The 16056-nt window shown below is 53.8% G+C and carries 11 protein-coding genes; 9 read left to right on the top strand and 2 right to left on the bottom strand.

The window, feature by feature from the left end:
- The first annotated feature begins 4 nt into the window (after window positions 1-4).
- The 3 genes from BCV73_RS10090 to BCV73_RS10100 all read left to right on the top strand — a co-directional run bounded on the left by BCV73_RS10090 (window position 5) and on the right by BCV73_RS10100 (window position 6199).
- Window positions 5-3289, top strand: a complete 3285-nt coding sequence (locus BCV73_RS10090) for an OmpL47-type beta-barrel domain-containing protein (RefSeq protein ID WP_089546985.1) — start codon at window positions 5-7, stop codon at window positions 3287-3289.
- Between the two features lie 240 nt (window positions 3290-3529).
- The gene (locus tag BCV73_RS10095) at window positions 3530-4804 is read left to right on the top strand and encodes a hypothetical protein (protein WP_089546986.1); all 1275 of its coding nucleotides are present in this window, start codon (window positions 3530-3532) and stop codon (window positions 4802-4804) included.
- 120 nt (window positions 4805-4924) lie between these two features.
- Window positions 4925-6199: a hypothetical protein gene (locus BCV73_RS10100; RefSeq protein WP_089546987.1), complete on the top strand. Its 1275-nt coding sequence runs from the start codon at window positions 4925-4927 to the stop codon at window positions 6197-6199.
- 133 nt (window positions 6200-6332) lie between these two features.
- Here BCV73_RS10100 and BCV73_RS10105 read toward each other — a convergent pair whose 3' ends face one another.
- Complete coding sequence (locus BCV73_RS10105) at window positions 6333-7556, bottom strand: MFS transporter (RefSeq protein ID WP_256992803.1); 1224 nt, start codon at window positions 7554-7556, stop codon at window positions 6333-6335.
- Between the two features lie 149 nt (window positions 7557-7705).
- Between BCV73_RS10105 and BCV73_RS10110 the strand changes: the two genes are divergently transcribed.
- The 3 genes from BCV73_RS10110 to BCV73_RS10120 all read left to right on the top strand — a co-directional run bounded on the left by BCV73_RS10110 (window position 7706) and on the right by BCV73_RS10120 (window position 9774).
- On the top strand, window positions 7706-8596 hold the full coding sequence (locus BCV73_RS10110; protein WP_256992804.1) for a LysR substrate-binding domain-containing protein: 891 nt from the start codon (window positions 7706-7708) through the stop codon (window positions 8594-8596).
- 325 nt (window positions 8597-8921) lie between these two features.
- Window positions 8922-9278 carry an ArsR/SmtB family transcription factor gene (locus BCV73_RS10115; RefSeq protein WP_076166780.1) on the top strand — a complete coding sequence of 119 codons (357 nt, stop codon included), beginning with the start codon at window positions 8922-8924 and terminating at the stop codon, window positions 9276-9278.
- 4 nt (window positions 9279-9282) lie between these two features.
- Complete coding sequence (locus BCV73_RS10120) at window positions 9283-9774, top strand: SRPBCC family protein (protein ID WP_089546990.1); 492 nt, start codon at window positions 9283-9285, stop codon at window positions 9772-9774.
- 112 nt (window positions 9775-9886) lie between these two features.
- On the opposite strand, the gene BCV73_RS10125 is transcribed toward BCV73_RS10120, so the two are convergent.
- Window positions 9887-11878 carry a beta-L-arabinofuranosidase domain-containing protein gene (locus BCV73_RS10125; RefSeq protein ID WP_089550190.1) on the bottom strand — a complete coding sequence of 664 codons (1992 nt, stop codon included), beginning with the start codon at window positions 11876-11878 and terminating at the stop codon, window positions 9887-9889.
- 116 nt (window positions 11879-11994) lie between these two features.
- Here BCV73_RS10125 and BCV73_RS10130 point away from each other — a divergent pair, with 116 nt between their 5' ends.
- The 3 genes from BCV73_RS10130 (at window position 11995) to dnaA (ending at window position 15995) form a co-directional block, all read left to right on the top strand.
- Window positions 11995-12807 carry a helix-turn-helix domain-containing protein gene (locus tag BCV73_RS10130; protein ID WP_076166771.1) on the top strand — a complete coding sequence of 271 codons (813 nt, stop codon included), beginning with the start codon at window positions 11995-11997 and terminating at the stop codon, window positions 12805-12807.
- A gap of 346 nt (window positions 12808-13153) precedes the next feature.
- A complete protein-coding gene (locus tag BCV73_RS10135; protein ID WP_089546991.1) occupies window positions 13154-14344 on the top strand; it encodes a cytochrome P450 in 1191 nt (396 codons plus the stop codon).
- Window positions 14345-14624: 280 nt separating this feature from the next.
- Window positions 14625-15995, top strand: a complete 1371-nt coding sequence (dnaA, locus tag BCV73_RS10140; RefSeq protein WP_089546992.1) for a chromosomal replication initiator protein DnaA — start codon at window positions 14625-14627, stop codon at window positions 15993-15995.
- Window positions 15996-16056 lie beyond the last annotated feature (61 nt).

Here is a 16056-nt window from a genome sequence, read left to right on the forward strand (position 1 = left end):
GTGAATGCGAAAGTCATGGTTTGCACTATTGGCATGTGTTGTATTGTTAACAGGCTGGACTGGAATGGGAGGCAGCGGCACGGCAAAGGCGGAAGACAGCCGTCTGTCGCAGAAAGTGTATGGCAGCCCGGAAGAACTGCTGCCGCCGCTGAACTACACCGTTTCGATTTTTAACGGGACCGTAGGCTATGAAGAAGGACGGCCGGTCATGTATACCGTGTCTAAAGGGAAACCGGGCCAGCTGAATGTCATTGACCTGGAGGATTACAAGCTACTGCGCAGCATTCCGATCCCGCCCTCGGAGAGCTCATGGGCGCATACGGTTGCGCCGGACGGCACGCTGTACGTTGCGGCCGACGGCAGCGGGGCCAGGTTGTGGAAATATTCTCCGGTGACGCATACCGTTGAACAGGCCGCCTCCTTTGCCGGCGAATCGTGGCCAATCTGTATCACAACGGATGAGGCGGGCCGGGTATACGTCGGTACGTATCCTGGAGGCAAGGTGATTCAGTACGATCCAGCCACCGGTCAAACGAAGGACTATGGCCGCGTGATCGGTAACATTGCCCAAGAATATGTCCGCTCCATCGCATATCAGGGCGGTAACATTTATGCGGGAACGGCGCATCATCAGATTGTCCGCGTTAACCTGGAAACCGGCGAGAAGACGGACATTGCCGCGTCACTGAATGTTCCGGAAGGGGACGATACGGTATACGATTTGGACACCATCGACAACCGCTACCTGTTCGCCCGTTATACGGATGGCAGTGGTGTGCCGGGTCCGGCGTACATTTATGATACACAAACCGGTTCCTGGCTGGATACGGTGCTGGACAACGTGACCGGACTGCACGAGACCGATTCCTTGGACGGTAAAATTTATTTTATGTCCGACAAAAAATTGAAGACCTTCGATCTTGCCACGCATGAAGTCAGTGAAACAGGAATGGAGTACAACAGCGGATTCCGGGGAGCCGATTGGGTAGAGTTTCCGAACAACCCCGACCTCCCGGGTAAAAACCTGGTTACCGTCCGCTATGACGGCGGAGTGGCGATCATGAACATCGAGACCAAGCTAGTGCACCTGATGCCATCCGTCGTTCCGGGTTTGCCGGGCGTGGTGAACCGGATCCAGTCTGCTCCGGACGGGAATCTGTTCGTCACCGGGGTACAAACGAGCCGGGGTTCGATTATCGACCCGAATACCCTGACTTCCTCGGCATTCTCCATTGGTCAGGCGGACAGCGTGTATCCGCTCGGCGATAAAATGTATATGGGCGTCTATCCTGAAGGAGCGCTGTTCGAATACGACATGACCAAGCCGCCGGGGACAGAAAACCCGAAGAAGACGTTCGTCCTGGAAAATGGGCAGGAACGCCTGGTGAATATGACATCGGGAGGCGGCAAGCTCTATATCGCGACCATCCCGGGTTACGGTACCCTTGGCGGATCGGTTACGGTATATGATCCCGCTACGGGGGACAGCCGCGTTCACCGCAACGTCGTGCAGGATCAAAGCGTCCTGAGCCTTGCCTATAAAGACGGCAAATTGTTCGGATCGACGACGATTCGCGGGGGACTCGGTTCGGAGCCATCGGCGGATGAAGCGAAAATATTCGTATGGGACACCCAGACCGAGCAGAAGATCACAGAATTCCCGCTGCGGATCGCCGGACTCGATAAACCGGTCTTTATCGGGGATTTGAGCGTAGGTCCGGACGGACTGATCTGGGGCGCGGCGTATGAATACGTATTTGCGCTGGATCCAAATACGTATCAGGTTGTGAAGAGCAAAAAGGTGCAGTCTGGCGTTAGCTATACGCAGTGGGCTCATCACATGATCCGCTGGTCGGAAGACGGCCTGATGTACGTTTTGTTCAACAACAAACTGACGGTCATTGATCCGCAAACGCTGGAATCGCGCACGATTACCAATGCCGCCCGGTTCGAGCTCGGCAAGGACGGCAACATCTACTTTACCGACAATGCCACGAATACGATCATGTACCGGATTGAGGTCGATGGGGAAATTGTCGAGCAGCCACCTGGCATTCCGCTTCCGGTTAAAAATCCAGGATTTGAGGATGCCGTGAATGGCACTGCGATCCCAGGTTGGACGTCTTTGTTTGCCACCGGTCCCGATTTGAGCTACGCGGTCAGCACGGACCGGAACTCCTCCGGCAATGCCAGCCTGAAGCTGACGGATAAAACCCGTACGGGATCCGTCGCCTTGCAGAGCGATAAGATCACCGTCGAACCAGGCAAGAAATACACGTCCAAAGTCCAGGTGTATATCGAGTCGGGACAGCCGGGAACGATGCTGCGCTTCTTTGACAGCAGCAATCAAACGCTGGCTACGCAGGAGATCCATCTGGACGAGAGCCGGCTGGCCCAGTGGCAGACCGTGACGCTGAACGGTACGGCTCCCGACAACGCGGCCTACGCCCGCTTGATCGCAGTGGTCAGCCGCTACAACATGGCGTCGGCCTATTATGACGACTTCTCCCTGTCCGTTGAAGGGACGCCTGAACCGGTGGATCAGGCGGCGCCTGTGTCTGCGGCCGAGGTATCGCCCGCTGCAGGAGAGAGCGGCTGGCTGAACCGTGACGCATCCGTGCAAATCCAGGCGGAGGACGAGGGCAGCGGCGTGGCTGCCATAACCTATGCTGCCAGCGGAGCGGGTGCGCTTGAACTGGTTCGAGTAGAAGGAGCAACCGCGTCCTTCAACGTGACTGCCGAAGGAGTCACCACGGTGACCTATTCGGCGGAGGACCAGGCCGGCAACAAGGAGGATGCGCGGGAGCTTACGGTCAAGATCGATAAAACGGCACCTGAAATTACGTTTACCGGAGAAGCAGCCTATACGGTGGATCAGAAGGTGTCCATTCAGTGCGCGGCGTCCGACAGCTTATCTGGTGTCACATCGGAACCGTGCATCGGGACAGACCGACCCGCATATGAGCTGGAGCCTGGCACCAATGTAATCACGGCTTCGGCTAAAGATGCCGCAGGCAATGAAAGCACAAAGGAGTTTTCATTCGGGGTTACGGCAACGTACGACAGTCTGGGCACGCTTGTGCGTTCGTTCCTGCCTGCGGATGCCGACTTTGCCGAGTCGCTGAACGCGAAGCTGCTGGCGGCCAAGGCTTCGGCCGGACGTGATCAGGCTCAAGCGGTGCAGGGACAGCTGTCCGCGTTCGAGCAGGAAGTTACCGCCCAAAGCGGCAAAAAGCTGACGGCGGATCAGGCAGCGGTGCTGCTGAAGTGGGTGAAAACGCTGAAATAAAAGGATTTCGCAAAGAATAGTCGTGGTAAGCGACGTCAAATGAGGAGTCTGCGAGCAAACGCAGGCTCCTTTTCCTTTTTTGAACGTATCTGAATCTTTAGAACCTGCGAGGTTACCAGTGTTAGCAAAAATCGGCAACTTTCACTAACGAAAAAGCGTTAAACATGTAGTTCGATCCGGATCGAAAACCGGACAAAGACGTTACATATTTGATACCAGGGGCAGGGAGATGAAATAGTTATGGACAAAAAGCGCCACTTTGGCACCTTTGCACGGTCTGCCGTGATGCTGACGATTTTGGGAGCCACGGTGATACCCAGCCCGCTTGTGGCGGCAGGGGATTTAGCAATTCAGGATCAGGCTCTAAGCATTCAGAAACCATCCGCAACTGGGCAGGCGGCGCAGGTACCCGTCCAAAAGTCGGCGATCAAATGGAAATTTAGCTCATCGTTTTATGATCAGGCAACCGGTTATTCCTACTACTATGCTACAGCCGACCAAATGAGCAGTCGCACCATCTATCTTGATCCGGAGGGGGAGTGGCATGCGTTTGCAGAAGGAGTAACGATACATCGGGACTACACATTGGAAACACCGGTCGTGGACAGGACGAAATACGGCGATCCTATGGAAGGGCTATACTCGACCGTATACGACCCATCCAAGGAGACTGCGACGAGAGGGGTATATTTTGCAGGCGGCTCGGACCTCCAGCATGGATTGCGCTACGTAAAAAACTATTACAAGCGGCAGGACGCGCAGGGAAAGGAGTATACTGCTTCCGATTTCAGCCTGCTCCTTCGAACCCGTTCCGGCGTGATCCGCGAGATCGAGCGCGTGCCTAACCGTCTGCGTTTTAAGGCGATGCCGGACGGAAATGCGCTTGCGGTTCAGTACAGCGTTCCACATAAACCGGATGAAATACTGATCATCAACACCGAAACGGGGAAGAAGAAGCACCTGACATATGGCCGACCAGAATACTATGACGCAAAAGGGGCGCGGCTTCTCATCACCCTCAATAAAACGGGAAATCCAAGCATCGTGTATACGCTAGCCGACGGTAAGCAGCGCCCGGCCACTGAACAGGATTGGAAAGAGCTTAGAAGCATTAGCTTGGCTGAAGGCCGCCACCTTCCGTGGCCGGACCCTGCTACTGCGCCTCCAGCTGATTTGCAGCCACAGGATTTGCCGGTGACATCGGTCCAATCTCAAGATCAAATCTTGGTCCGAGCTGCGATTGGCGGTCGTGCGGTGAATTTATCCTTTGCTTTTGTCCAAAACGGCCGGACTCTGTTCCCCGTTCGCGAATTGGCGGAGCAGACAGGCCTGGAGGTTAAGCAAACGAAGCTGTCTAGAAAAGCGGGGGGCACATCCTTTACCTTGAAAGGACCTGGAGGGAGCGTAAGTTTAACGCCGACTGACCCTATGATGATCGGCGGCCAGCTCTTTATCGGCTCTGATATCTTGAAGCGGATTGGTCTGCCGGTGCAGGGGGTGAATTGGAATCCGTAATTAGATGAGGGCGGATTTGGAGATTGGCTCATCTTTGGAACAAGGGATGATCATAGATCCAACTAATGGTTACTCAATCCGAATAATTAGGAATTGCATAGTGAAAGGAGAAAATCAACGGTGAACAAGAAGCACAAGCGGAAGGTCACGTTGTTGTTTGCAGCGCTGCTGACTGCGGCGGGTACGGCGGTGGTGCCAAGCCCCAGCGTACAGGCGGAGGAGGCATCTGCGGCTGCAGTACAGGCGGATCGTGCACAGAGTAAAGGAGTTTCCAATTCCCAAGCAACTCAGACACCCGAACTCAAATGGGATTTCAGGGCTGAATTTTATGATAAGGGCACGGGGCGTGCCTATTACGATGCGTCCGCTTATGACGGTGAGCAATATGATAACCGCACCGTATTCCGCGATCCTAATGGAAAGTGGAATGCACTGGAAGAAGGAATATCCGTAACCTGGAGCTATGGTTTGAAGAAGCCGATTTTGATTGGCAAAGGTCTCGGTGATTATTTGAATGGGCTGTTTTCGACTGTATTTGATCCAGCCCAAGGGACGGGAACCACCGGAGTGTTTTTTATTGGCGGTAAGGATAACCGGAGCGGTCTGCATTATATCAAAAATTATGAGATAGGTCAGGACGCACAGCAGAATTGGTACTCCACTTCTTTTTTTAGTGTATTTTTGCGCACCGGAGACGGGGTGATTAAGGAAGTGGATGGTGCACCATTACGTCCAGGATTTATCCCAATGCCGGACGGACGTGTGCTCGCCGTTCAGTATAGCTCCTCAGCCAAAATGAATGAAATTTTGATCATAAATCCGGCAACGGGGATTAGGAAGCATCTTGTCTACGCGAGCCTCGACTCTTATGATGTCGAAGGTGGACGACTACTTGTCAGATATAATCAGCCGAATCGTCCGAGCGAAGTCATAACGCTGTCCAATGGAAAAGCACGCAAGGCAACGGAACAGGATTTCAAGGAATTTTCCAACCTGGCAGAAAAGAGCTACCAGGCACCTATACCAAACGCATCGACCAAGCCCCCTGCCGATTTACAACCACAAAACTTGCCGGTGACGCATATTCAAATTCATGACCAGATCACAGCCAGAGCCACCATTGGCGGTAAGGTGGTATATCTCAGTTTTGCCTTTATTCAAAACGGACGCACGATGATTCCGGCACGGGAACTGATGGAACAGGCGGGCCTGGAAGTGATACAGCAGAAGGTGGCTGGGAAGGTAAACAGCAGTTCTTTTACCCTAAAAGGTCCGGGAGGAACCGAGACGGTCACGGCTGCTGACAGCATGATGATCGGTGACCGGCTCTATGTTGGATCTAATGTTTTGAAGCGGATTGGGTTGCCGGTGCAGGGGATGAATTGGAATCCGTAAGCAAGATCGCGGCCCTATCATAAAAATAACGGCATGCTTTCCCATGGTCTACATGGGAGGCATGCCGTTTTCATTACAATCGGTTGGGTTTGATTACAAACCAGTTGGTTTCGTGATAGGGCAGTTGGTTTGATTACAGGGCAGTTGGTTTGGCTTCGCTGCCGTGCCGCTCCTGCCGGGAAGACCGAGTTACGTACAGAAGCAGCAGCGCGGTGACCACAATTAACGCGATGATCATCCCGATCACCCCGTTCCAGCCGAAGCCGGACAGGAAGAATCCGCCGGACCAGCCCACCAGACTGGACCCTGTGTAGTAGAAGAGCAGGTAAAGGGATGAAGCGTAAGCTTTATAGCGCATCGGTGCCGCTTTGCCCACCCAGCCGCTGGCAACGGTGTGTCCCGCAAAGAAGCCGCATGCGAACAGAATCATGCCTGCGATCATAAAGACCACGTTGCCCGCCAGCATGAGCAGGGCACCGGCAAGAAGCATGCCCAGGCCGCTGGCAATCAAGCCGGCACGTGAATAACGGTCAGCCAGCTTACCGAACCAGACGGAGGACCAGGAGCCGATCAGTTGGAAGACGAACAGGCATCCGATCAACGTTTGACTCAGCTCATAAGGCGGCTGGGACAGCGGAAAGTCGATATAGTTAAACAGCGTAACGTACGCGCCAAGCAGCAGAAAACCGATCAGGTACAGGCACAGGAGCCGGGTGTTTGCAAATCCGTTCCGGAAGCCGTCGACCCAGTGGTGCAGCGAAATGCTGACCGGTTTGAAGTGGTTTGATCTGGGCAGGTAGAGCCAAAACATCACACTGCATAGAAGGCTGACCAAGCCTAGAACAAACATCGCAATATGCCAATTGAAAAAATCGGTGATCAGACTGATGATAACCCTTCCGGCAAAACCGCCTACCGCAGTGCCTGCCACATAGAATCCCATGACCTGCCCGATGCTGCGCGGTTCGATCTCCTCGTTGAGATAAGTCATGGCGATGGCCGGAAAGCCCGCAAGGCTGACGCCTTCGAGCAGCCTGGCAGCCAGCAGCAGATGAAAGTTAGTGCTGAACGAAGAAGCCATAGCCAGCACGGATGTAACGAACAGCGACACGCTCATGACGCCTCTGCGCCCCCAGGCATTGGACAGCAGGGAGACAAACAGCATGGTGACCGCTAATGTAATCGTTGAGAAAGAAATGATGAAGCTGGCACTGGAAGGGGATACGTGGAATTCCTTCGCAAACGTGCCGATCAAAGGCTGCGGGCTGTACAGGATCGCAAAGGTGACCAGACTGCCCAACAGCATGCTGACCAGTACCCGGAAATAGGCACGGGTACCGATTTGAATGTACTGCACGGCAAACGCCTCTCTTTGTTAAGTACTGTGAACGACTCTTTCGGTGACGCCCCTAAGTATACGCCTGGTTCGCTTATGTTGTATAATGAATTAAAATTATCAAATTAATGCCTCTGAGTTATGAGGGTTTGGAAAGAGGGCTGGCAATCATGGAATGGCAGCAGCTGGAGTACTTCCGCGTCGTGGCCAGGCTGGAGCATTTCATTAAATCGGCAGAGCAGCTGGCTATCTCCCAGCCGGCGCTAAGCCGGTCGATGACGAAGCTGGAAAAAGAGCTTGGCGTACAGCTGTTTGACCGGCATGGCCGATCTGTTCAGCTGAATGAAACAGGAAAGCTGTTTTTGGCTAGGGTAGAGCGGGCAATGCAGGAGATTGAGGATGGGATCGAGGAGATCCGGCAGTTCCACGATCCGTTTGCTGGCAAGGTCTCGATTGCATTTTTGATGTCGTTCGGCGTTCACATGCTGCCGGATGTCATCGCAAGCTTCAACCGCAAATATCCGGACGTTGAATTCGCGCTGTATCAAAACCCGACGACGGTTATTCTGCCGCAATTGCTGCGAAGCGAGGTGGACCTGTGCATTATCGGTCCGTTCGGCGAAGAGCCCGGTGTTGTCTGGCACAAGCTCGTTGAGGAAGAAATGTACGTCTACGTGCCTGCGGATCACCGGCTTGCAAAGCGTGAATCCATCCGGCTGGAAGAGGTAGCGGGCGAACCGTTTATATCGTTTAAGCCGGGTTATGGCGTCCGGACGCTGATGGAACGGTTTTGCGGTGAAGCCGGTTTTGAGCCGAACATCCGGTTCGAGGGCGATGATATTATGACGGCCGCAGGGCTTGTCTCCGCTGGACTTGGAGTTACGATCATCCCGGCTTTTTCAGGTATTGAACATGGAAAGGTTAAGCGGCTGCGCGTGACGGAGCCTTACTGCCGGAGGGAAATTGGACTGGCCTGGGTCGAGGACCGGAAGCTTCCTCCTTCCGCCGACCTGTTTCGCTCATTTATTATCGAGTATTTTCGTGGCCAAGGCGAACTGTAGAATGCACCTACTCTGAGAAAATAACTACAAGGTACGAAGATTGAAAGCCTGGATATCCAGGCTTTTTCTCTTATCAAATGACCCATTTTCAAGGGAAATAAGACTGGGATTAGCGAAGGGTCATTTTTTATTTAAGTATTTACTTTATTAAGAAAATGGTTTATTATAACAACAGAGAGAGCTGAACCATCTTTTACCTGATGATCCTTGGGTTCACCAACTTAACAGCCCAGATAACTACATGAACAAACTAAGCCTCGCTCAACACAGAGGCAGACCGCCGCAGGGCGGATTCGAGAAGAGGGAGGGGAGACAGCTTCATCTTATGGCAAATGATACGTTTTCCGCACTGGCAGATCCTACACGTCGCGGCATCCTCGAATTGCTGGCCGGGAATCCCGAACTATCCGCCACACAGATCTACGAACGTTTTGATGTAAGCCCGCAGGCCATTTCGCAGCATCTGAAAATCCTTCGGGAAACACAGCTCGTCCGGGTTGAGAAAAGGGCGCAGCAGCGCATCTACTCATTGAACATCGATCCGGTCAAAGAACTCGAGCATTGGGCGCAAGCCATCCGGCAGCAGTGGGATGGAAGGCTCAATGCCATGGACCGCGTGCTCGCTGAAGAGATGGCCAAACGAAAAGCCAATCAGGCGAATCATGAAAATAAAGGAGAATGAATAAATGAATCATCATGCCAGCAAGCAGGAGCTCGTCATTACCCGTGTGTTTGATTATCCGGTCGATTTGGTCTGGGATGCCTGGACGGATCCGAGCCTGGTCATGAAATGGTGGGGGCCTGCCCATTTCAGCTCACCATCGTGCAAGATCGATCTTCGCGAAGGGGGAAGCTACCTGTTCTGTATGCGGGCGCCGGAATCCTTCGGCGGACAGGATTATTACTCCGCAGGTGTGTACAAACGAATCGTTCCGCAGCAGCGCCTTGAATTTACGCAGATTCTGTCCGATGCGGAAGGAAACGCAGTTAAGCCTTCCGATGTCGGCATGCCGGAGGACTTCCCGGCTGTGGTCGATTTCGTCATTGATTTCATCTCGAAGGGCGATCAAACCGAGCTGATCATTAGAGAGTCCAATTGGAGCCCGGGTCCAATGGCCGATAACGCGGTTACCGGCATGAACCAGTCTCTCGACAAACTTGCCGCAAGTTTGGCTTAACTATGTTTTTCACATATTCCGGAAACGGTATATAAAAGAAAAAAACGCCCCAGATTCGTATCTGGAGCGTTTTTTTATGCTGCATTGCCTTCTTGCGGCAAGTTGATGAACATCAGCTTTCGCGAATCCAAACCGTCATTTCGCCCGGCTCCCGGTTGCCCCATAGCGTATATGGGACGGCCCGAAGGCGCTGCTGTTCCAGCTGCGGCCGCACCGTGCTGTAGAGATCGTTCGGCGCTTCCGCCGGCGTGCCGGTGCGAAGGCCATCCGCCTCGATTACGGCGACGCCGCCGCGCCATTCATCCGTGACGACCTGCAGCTCGGCATCTGCCGGCAGACTTAGAGAAGCGAGCGGGGCTCCATTGTCGGTCTCCTCCAGGCAGTAAACGAGCGGGCCGCGCTGCAGCGCAACCTTTCCGCTGCTGGCGCGCAGGTTCGGGTGGGCGTAGATTCGCCGCGGCTGCATATCAAGCTCAAGCTCAACTACGTCACCGGCCTGCCAGTCCCGGCGAATATAGGCATAGCCGTCACGCAGCTCATACTGGGCAGGCTGGCCATTCACGCGGACCGCGCTTTCAGCAGACCAGCCGGGAAGACGAAGTGCAATCGTGAAGTCACCCGCGCCGTCCGCTTCCTGCACTTTCAGGCGAACCTGGCCTTCCCAAGGCAAACGGCTTTCCATGTCCAGCTGAACGCTGCGGCCGGCCACCTCGTGGCTGATTTGGCTGCCAATATACAGATGCACAAAGAGTGCCTCGTCGCTCGCCGAATAAATGTATTGACCGAGTGAAGACAGGAGGCGTGACACGTTTGGCGGGCAGCAGGCGCAGCCGTACCATTTTTGCCGGACCGGCTTGATATGACGCTTGCCGGGATTGCCTTCGCTGGCCGCCGGCCACACTTCCATCGGGTTCACGTAAAAATAATGCTTGCCGTCGCCGGCAATTCCTGCGGTTACGGTGTTATACAGCGCACGCTCCATCACATCGGCGTATTCGCCCTTCACTTCATTCTGAAGCAGCCGCTGGGCAAAAAAGATCAGGCCGATCGATGCGCAGGTCTCACTGTAGTTTGTGTCGTTCGGCAGGTCGTAGTCAAACGTAAAAGCCTCACCGTGATGCGTGGATCCGATACTGCCTGTGACATACATTTGCTTCTGCACAATGTTGTCCCACAAGCGGCGGCAGGCTTCCAGCAAAGCGTTGTCTCCCTTAAGCAGAGCCAGGTCGGCCATGGCCGTATACATATAGACGGCTCTTACCGCATGGCCTGTCGCCACCTCGTGTTCCCGCACCGGCTTATGCGCCTGGTGGTAGGCAAGATTTACAGGCCCCTTCTGAACGACACCGGGTGCCCAGTGCGAAATCCGGCCCCGCCGTTCAAATTCCTCCGCAAAGAAATTCGGCTCCTGCCCGCGCTCATCGATCAAAAAGCCGGCTAGATTCAGGTATCTAACTTCGCCTGTAGCATGGTACAGCTTGACCAGGGCAAGCTCAATTTCCTGGTGACCGTCGTAACCCCGGATTTTGCCTTCTTCCGGCCCAAAACGGTCATCGATATGGTCGGCAATCTTGCGCGCAATGTCGAGAAGCTTGGTTTTTCCTGTTCCGTAAAAATAGGCGACCGCTGCTTCGATCAGGTGTCCGGCCGTATACATTTCGTGGCAGTCCATCAGATTGGTCCAGCGCTGGTCGAGCTTGTCAATCGTAAAGTATGTGTTCAGGTAACCATCTTCCTGCTGTGCGGCTCCGATCAGATCGATCGCTTCATCGGCGACTTTTTCCAGATCGGAGTCCGGGGATTGGGCGAGCGAATACCCGACCGCTTCCAGCCATTTATACAGGTCGGTGTCCTGAAACACGAATCCGGCAAAGCTTCCTTCCTCTAGTCCTGCGGCAATCCGGAAGTTGCGGATCGCATGGCTGGGTTCAGCATCGGGAACACGGTCATTCAGGGCTTCCCACTGGTAGGGAATCACGGTATGCTTGATAAGATCCACATGATTGGACCAATAGGAGTCGGTGATGCGGACGGATTTCAAATCAAGCGGCTGTGGATGGGTTGGCGCATTTTTGGTAGACAAGTTATCGTTCACTCCTAACATCATCATCTGCAGCTTTATCATATCGAATCAAGCCAAGGATTGTCGGTAGTGGAACGTGCATAAAAAGTGTCATTAGCCCACTAAATTGATTTTTACAGACGAGCAGGAGGATTGTCATGCTGCCTATTTATCTACAACAACCTTACAAGCTCCAGATGGGTGGACAATTTGTCAGCGATGAGGATTGGTCCCATATGGAACGGACCATTTCCGATTATGAGCTGATTATCGGTGTTGCGGGGGTGGTCTTTCTCGAAGCCGGCGGCCAGCTGTACGAAGTAAAGGCAGGGGACATGCTGCTGCTGCGCCCTGGGGAGAAGCATCGCGGATACAGGCTGTCTTCCCCCGGCGTTTCATTTTACTGGTTTCATTTTTTGCTTCCTCCCGAGACGGGCGGAGAGCCGGACGGGGCCATACCTCATTATGCACACTGCCCGGAACCGAGCCGCGTTCACATTTTGGCCAGGCAGCTTCTGCACGCGGCGAGCGGGGGATACCGGCTGAAGCAGGCGGGGGACTATTTTCTGACGTCGCTGCTGATTGAATTGGCGGAGCAGCTGCAGGATGCGGGCGCATCCGAAGCGATGGACCCCCGGCTGTCGGAGCTGCTGGAATGGACCCGGCTTCATGCCCTCGAGAGGCATATGTCCGTCGACCGGGTCGCGATGCACATGGGGTATAACCGCAACTATTTGTCGCGGATGTTCAAGCAGAGATTCGGTACGGGGCTCAGGGATTATATTCACCGGATCCGGCTGGAAGCGGCAAGGGAGCTGCTTGTGTCGAGCAAGCTGCATATCAAGGAAATTGCGGACAGGGTCGGCATCGAAGACGACAAGCAGTTTATTAAATGGTTCAAGCGTCTGTCCGGCGTTACTCCGACGGAGTACCGTAAGGCGTTTTCGGCAACGCGTCTGAACAAGACGTAGGGATCGATGACATCGGTCCCCTGGATGCCGGCCAATAGGGCTTCGCGGGGGAAATTGATTCTTCCGGACTCTGTTTTTTTGGGTAACACAAACGATTTGGCCCTTTTGGCCGTGTCTGCATCCGGATCATCCGTACGAATAGAGCTGCATGTAATGCTTTAGTACCTCCCAAAAATACATCCTGGGTAAGTCGAGACTCCCATTTGAATCGTGCTATCATTTTTTTAGACCGTTGTTTGTAAACTGCGAAACATCGTGAACGACGGCCTTCAGAAGAACCTGCATAAGTATATGCAGCAGAATTTGCACACGAATGCACGATACTTGAGGAAAGGATTTGAACTCGATGATCCAGGAAAAATACGCCAACATGCTGAACATGGCCGAGGTTTCGACCCCGGACCGAATGTTATATCCCTTTGATACCCTCCGCCAGCTTAGACTAGAAACGCCGGTGCGCTACGACAGCAGCCGAAACTGCTGGGACGTCTTCCGCTATGAAGATGTGCAGCGCATTTTGAAGGATCCGAAAACATTCTCCTCCGAGCGTGGAGCAGGCGCAGGCGGCTCCATTCTGTTTATGGATCCGCCCAAGCATAAGCAAATGCGCGACCTGGTCAGCAAAGCGTTTACGCCCAAGGCGATCCAAGAGCTGACCCCCCGCATCCAGTCCATCGCCGAGCAGCTGCTAGATTCGGTAACGGATGGATCTATGGATATTTCCAGCGAATTCGCCACTCCGCTGCCGGTCATCGTCATTGCCGAGCTGCTGGGTGCTCCGAAAGAAGACCGGAACAAGTTCAAGCACTGGTCCGATATTCTGGTGGAAAGTGCCGACGACCTCACGGATGAAGCATTCCAGCGGATTACCGACAAGCGGATGAAAGCGATGGGAGAGCTGTCCGAGTATTTTAAGGGAATTATGGCGCAGCGGGCTGCGGAGCCGCAGGAGGATCTCGTAACTGCACTGCTGAACGCTGAAATCGAAGAAGAGAAGCTGTCGGAAAGGGATATCATCAGCTTCTGCGTGCTGCTGCTGGCTGCAGGAAACGAGACGACGACGAACCTGATCACGAATGGCGTGCGCGTGCTGACCGAAAGACCAGAGCTGCAGGAGCAGCTGTATCAAGCGCCGGACCTCATACCTTCCTTTATTGAAGAAGTACTTCGCTATTACCCGCCGATCATCGCGATCGGTCGCAAAGCTGCGGAGACGGTACAAATCGGAGAGCATACGATGGAACAGGGAGCACAGGTCATTTCCTGGGTTGGGGCCGCCAACCGCGACGAGTCCCGGTTCGACGACCCGGACGGCTTCCGTCTGGACCGCAAACCGAACCCGCATATGACGTTCGGCTTCGGTATCCACTTCTGTCTTGGGGCTCCACTGGCCAGGCTGGAAGGGAAAATTGCGTTTCAGGCGCTCCTCGACAGGTTCAAGGATCTACGCAGAGCGGCGGACGCTGAGCTCCAGCCGATTCAAAGCTCCTTTGTCTTCGGCGTCAAAAATTATCCGATTGAGATGAGCCGCAGATAAAGTCAGGTATCCTTAGGAGTGCTCCTGCATTGTTTCAGAGAGCATAACCGGCATAGGGAACTGACGGATTCCCATTTTCGGGAGCTGTCCATATTTCTTGGAGGCTCCCGGATATGCTAGAATAGAAAATAGCAGCTTGTACATAAGCATGATGATCTAAGGCATCCCTTTACTGCGATGGTTCCAGGAACAGCATTTGCAGGGAAGAACGGATGCCTTTTTGCGTAAGCCCGCCGGGATGATCATTTCGTTTTACCGAAGTATAAGGAGTTGAGCGCCCGTGGAAAGGCAAGTCGAAGAATTGTGGCACCAGGTCCTGTCCATGATTCAAAAGAAGATCAGCAAGCCCAGCTATGATACGTGGCTGAAATCGACGAAGGCCGTCAGTCTGCAGGATAACGTCCTGACGATCAGCACGCCCAACACGTTTACGCAGGAATGGCTGGAGAATCGGTATACCAAGCTCATTTTGACAGCGGTTCGCGAATGCATGGATGCTCAGCCGGAGCTTCATATCATTACCCAGGATGAGCTGGAGACCGAGAGAAGATCCGCATCAGCCGAACCGGCTGCCCTCATAGAGGATAATATCCTGAACGATCCGGCTTTTGCCGCCATGCTGAACCCAAAATACACCTTCGACACGTTCGTCGTCGGACTCGGCAACCGTTTTGCCCATGCAGCTGCACTGGCTGTAGCGGAGGCGCCGGGCAAGGCGTATAACCCGCTGTTTTTGTACGGCGGCGTCGGCCTGGGTAAAACCCACTTGATGCAGGCGATCGGCCACTATGTGCTGGAGCACAATCCGCAGGCGAAGGTGCTCTATTTATCCTCCGAAAAGTTCACCAACCAGTTTATCAATGCCATCATGAACAACCGCGGCGAAGCTTTCCGTAATAAGTACCGCAACATCGACGTGCTTCTGATCGACGACATCCAGTTTATCGCCGGCAAGGAGCAGACACAGGAAGAATTTTTTCATACCTTCAACGCCCTGAAAGAAATGGGGAAGGCGATCATCATTTCCAGCGACCGTCCGCCCAAGGAAATCCCCACCCTGGAGGAACGGCTGCGTTCCCGCTTTGAATGGGGACTCATCACGGATATTCAGCCCCCGGATCTGGAGACCCGGATCGCTATTCTGCGCAAGAAGGCGAAGGCGGAGCATCTCGACATTCCGAACGAAGCGATGGTATACATCGCCAGCCATATTCATACGAACGTCCGTGAGCTCGAAGGGGCTCTCATCCGCGTCATCGCTTATTCCTCGCTCGTGAATCAGGACATCACCGTGCATATGACAGCCGAAGCACTAAAAAATATGATCTCGCAGTCGCGTCCCCAAATGATCTCGATCCAGGACATCCAGGAGCGGGTGGGAGATTATTATGGTCTGCGCATCGAGGATTTTAAAGCACGGAAACGGACAAGAGCAGTAGCCTTTCCCCGTCAAATCGCCATGTATCTGTCCAGGGAGCTGACCGATTACTCGCTGCCCAAAATCGGGGAAGCTTTTGGCGGCAGGGACCACACGACCGTCATCCACGCCCATGAAAAAATCGCCTCGGTTATTCGTGAAGACCAGGAGATTCATCAAATCGTAAGCCGGTTGTCCGAGAACATTAAAAGCCGCATCCAACCGCGCGTGTAGCCTGTTATTTTTTATACCCGTATAATCTGAACCTGTCTGCCTCAGACCCTCCTTGGTAAGA

It is taken from the genome of Paenibacillus sp. SSG-1 (assembly GCF_002224835.1).
Lineage (GTDB): Bacteria > Bacillota > Bacilli > Paenibacillales > Paenibacillaceae > Paenibacillus_AQ > Paenibacillus_AQ favisporus.

What these genes read in the sequence shown, in the direction of transcription:
- BCV73_RS10125 (WP_089550190.1), bottom strand. Translation starts at nt 11,878, where the DNA reads ATGTTAGGAGTGAACGATAACTTGTCTACCAAAAATGCGCCAACCCAT.
- BCV73_RS10110 (WP_256992804.1), top strand. Translation starts at nt 7,706, where the DNA reads ATGGAATGGCAGCAGCTGGAGTACTTCCGCGTCGTGGCCAGGCTGGAG.
- BCV73_RS10115 (WP_076166780.1), top strand. Translation starts at nt 8,922, where the DNA reads ATGGCAAATGATACGTTTTCCGCACTGGCAGATCCTACACGTCGCGGC.
- BCV73_RS10120 (WP_089546990.1), top strand. Translation starts at nt 9,283, where the DNA reads ATGAATCATCATGCCAGCAAGCAGGAGCTCGTCATTACCCGTGTGTTT.
- BCV73_RS10130 (WP_076166771.1), top strand. Translation starts at nt 11,995, where the DNA reads ATGCTGCCTATTTATCTACAACAACCTTACAAGCTCCAGATGGGTGGA.
- BCV73_RS10095 (WP_089546986.1), top strand. Translation starts at nt 3,530, where the DNA reads ATGGACAAAAAGCGCCACTTTGGCACCTTTGCACGGTCTGCCGTGATG.
- BCV73_RS10135 (WP_089546991.1), top strand. Translation starts at nt 13,154, where the DNA reads ATGATCCAGGAAAAATACGCCAACATGCTGAACATGGCCGAGGTTTCG.
- BCV73_RS10090 (WP_089546985.1), top strand. Translation starts at nt 5, where the DNA reads ATGCGAAAGTCATGGTTTGCACTATTGGCATGTGTTGTATTGTTAACA.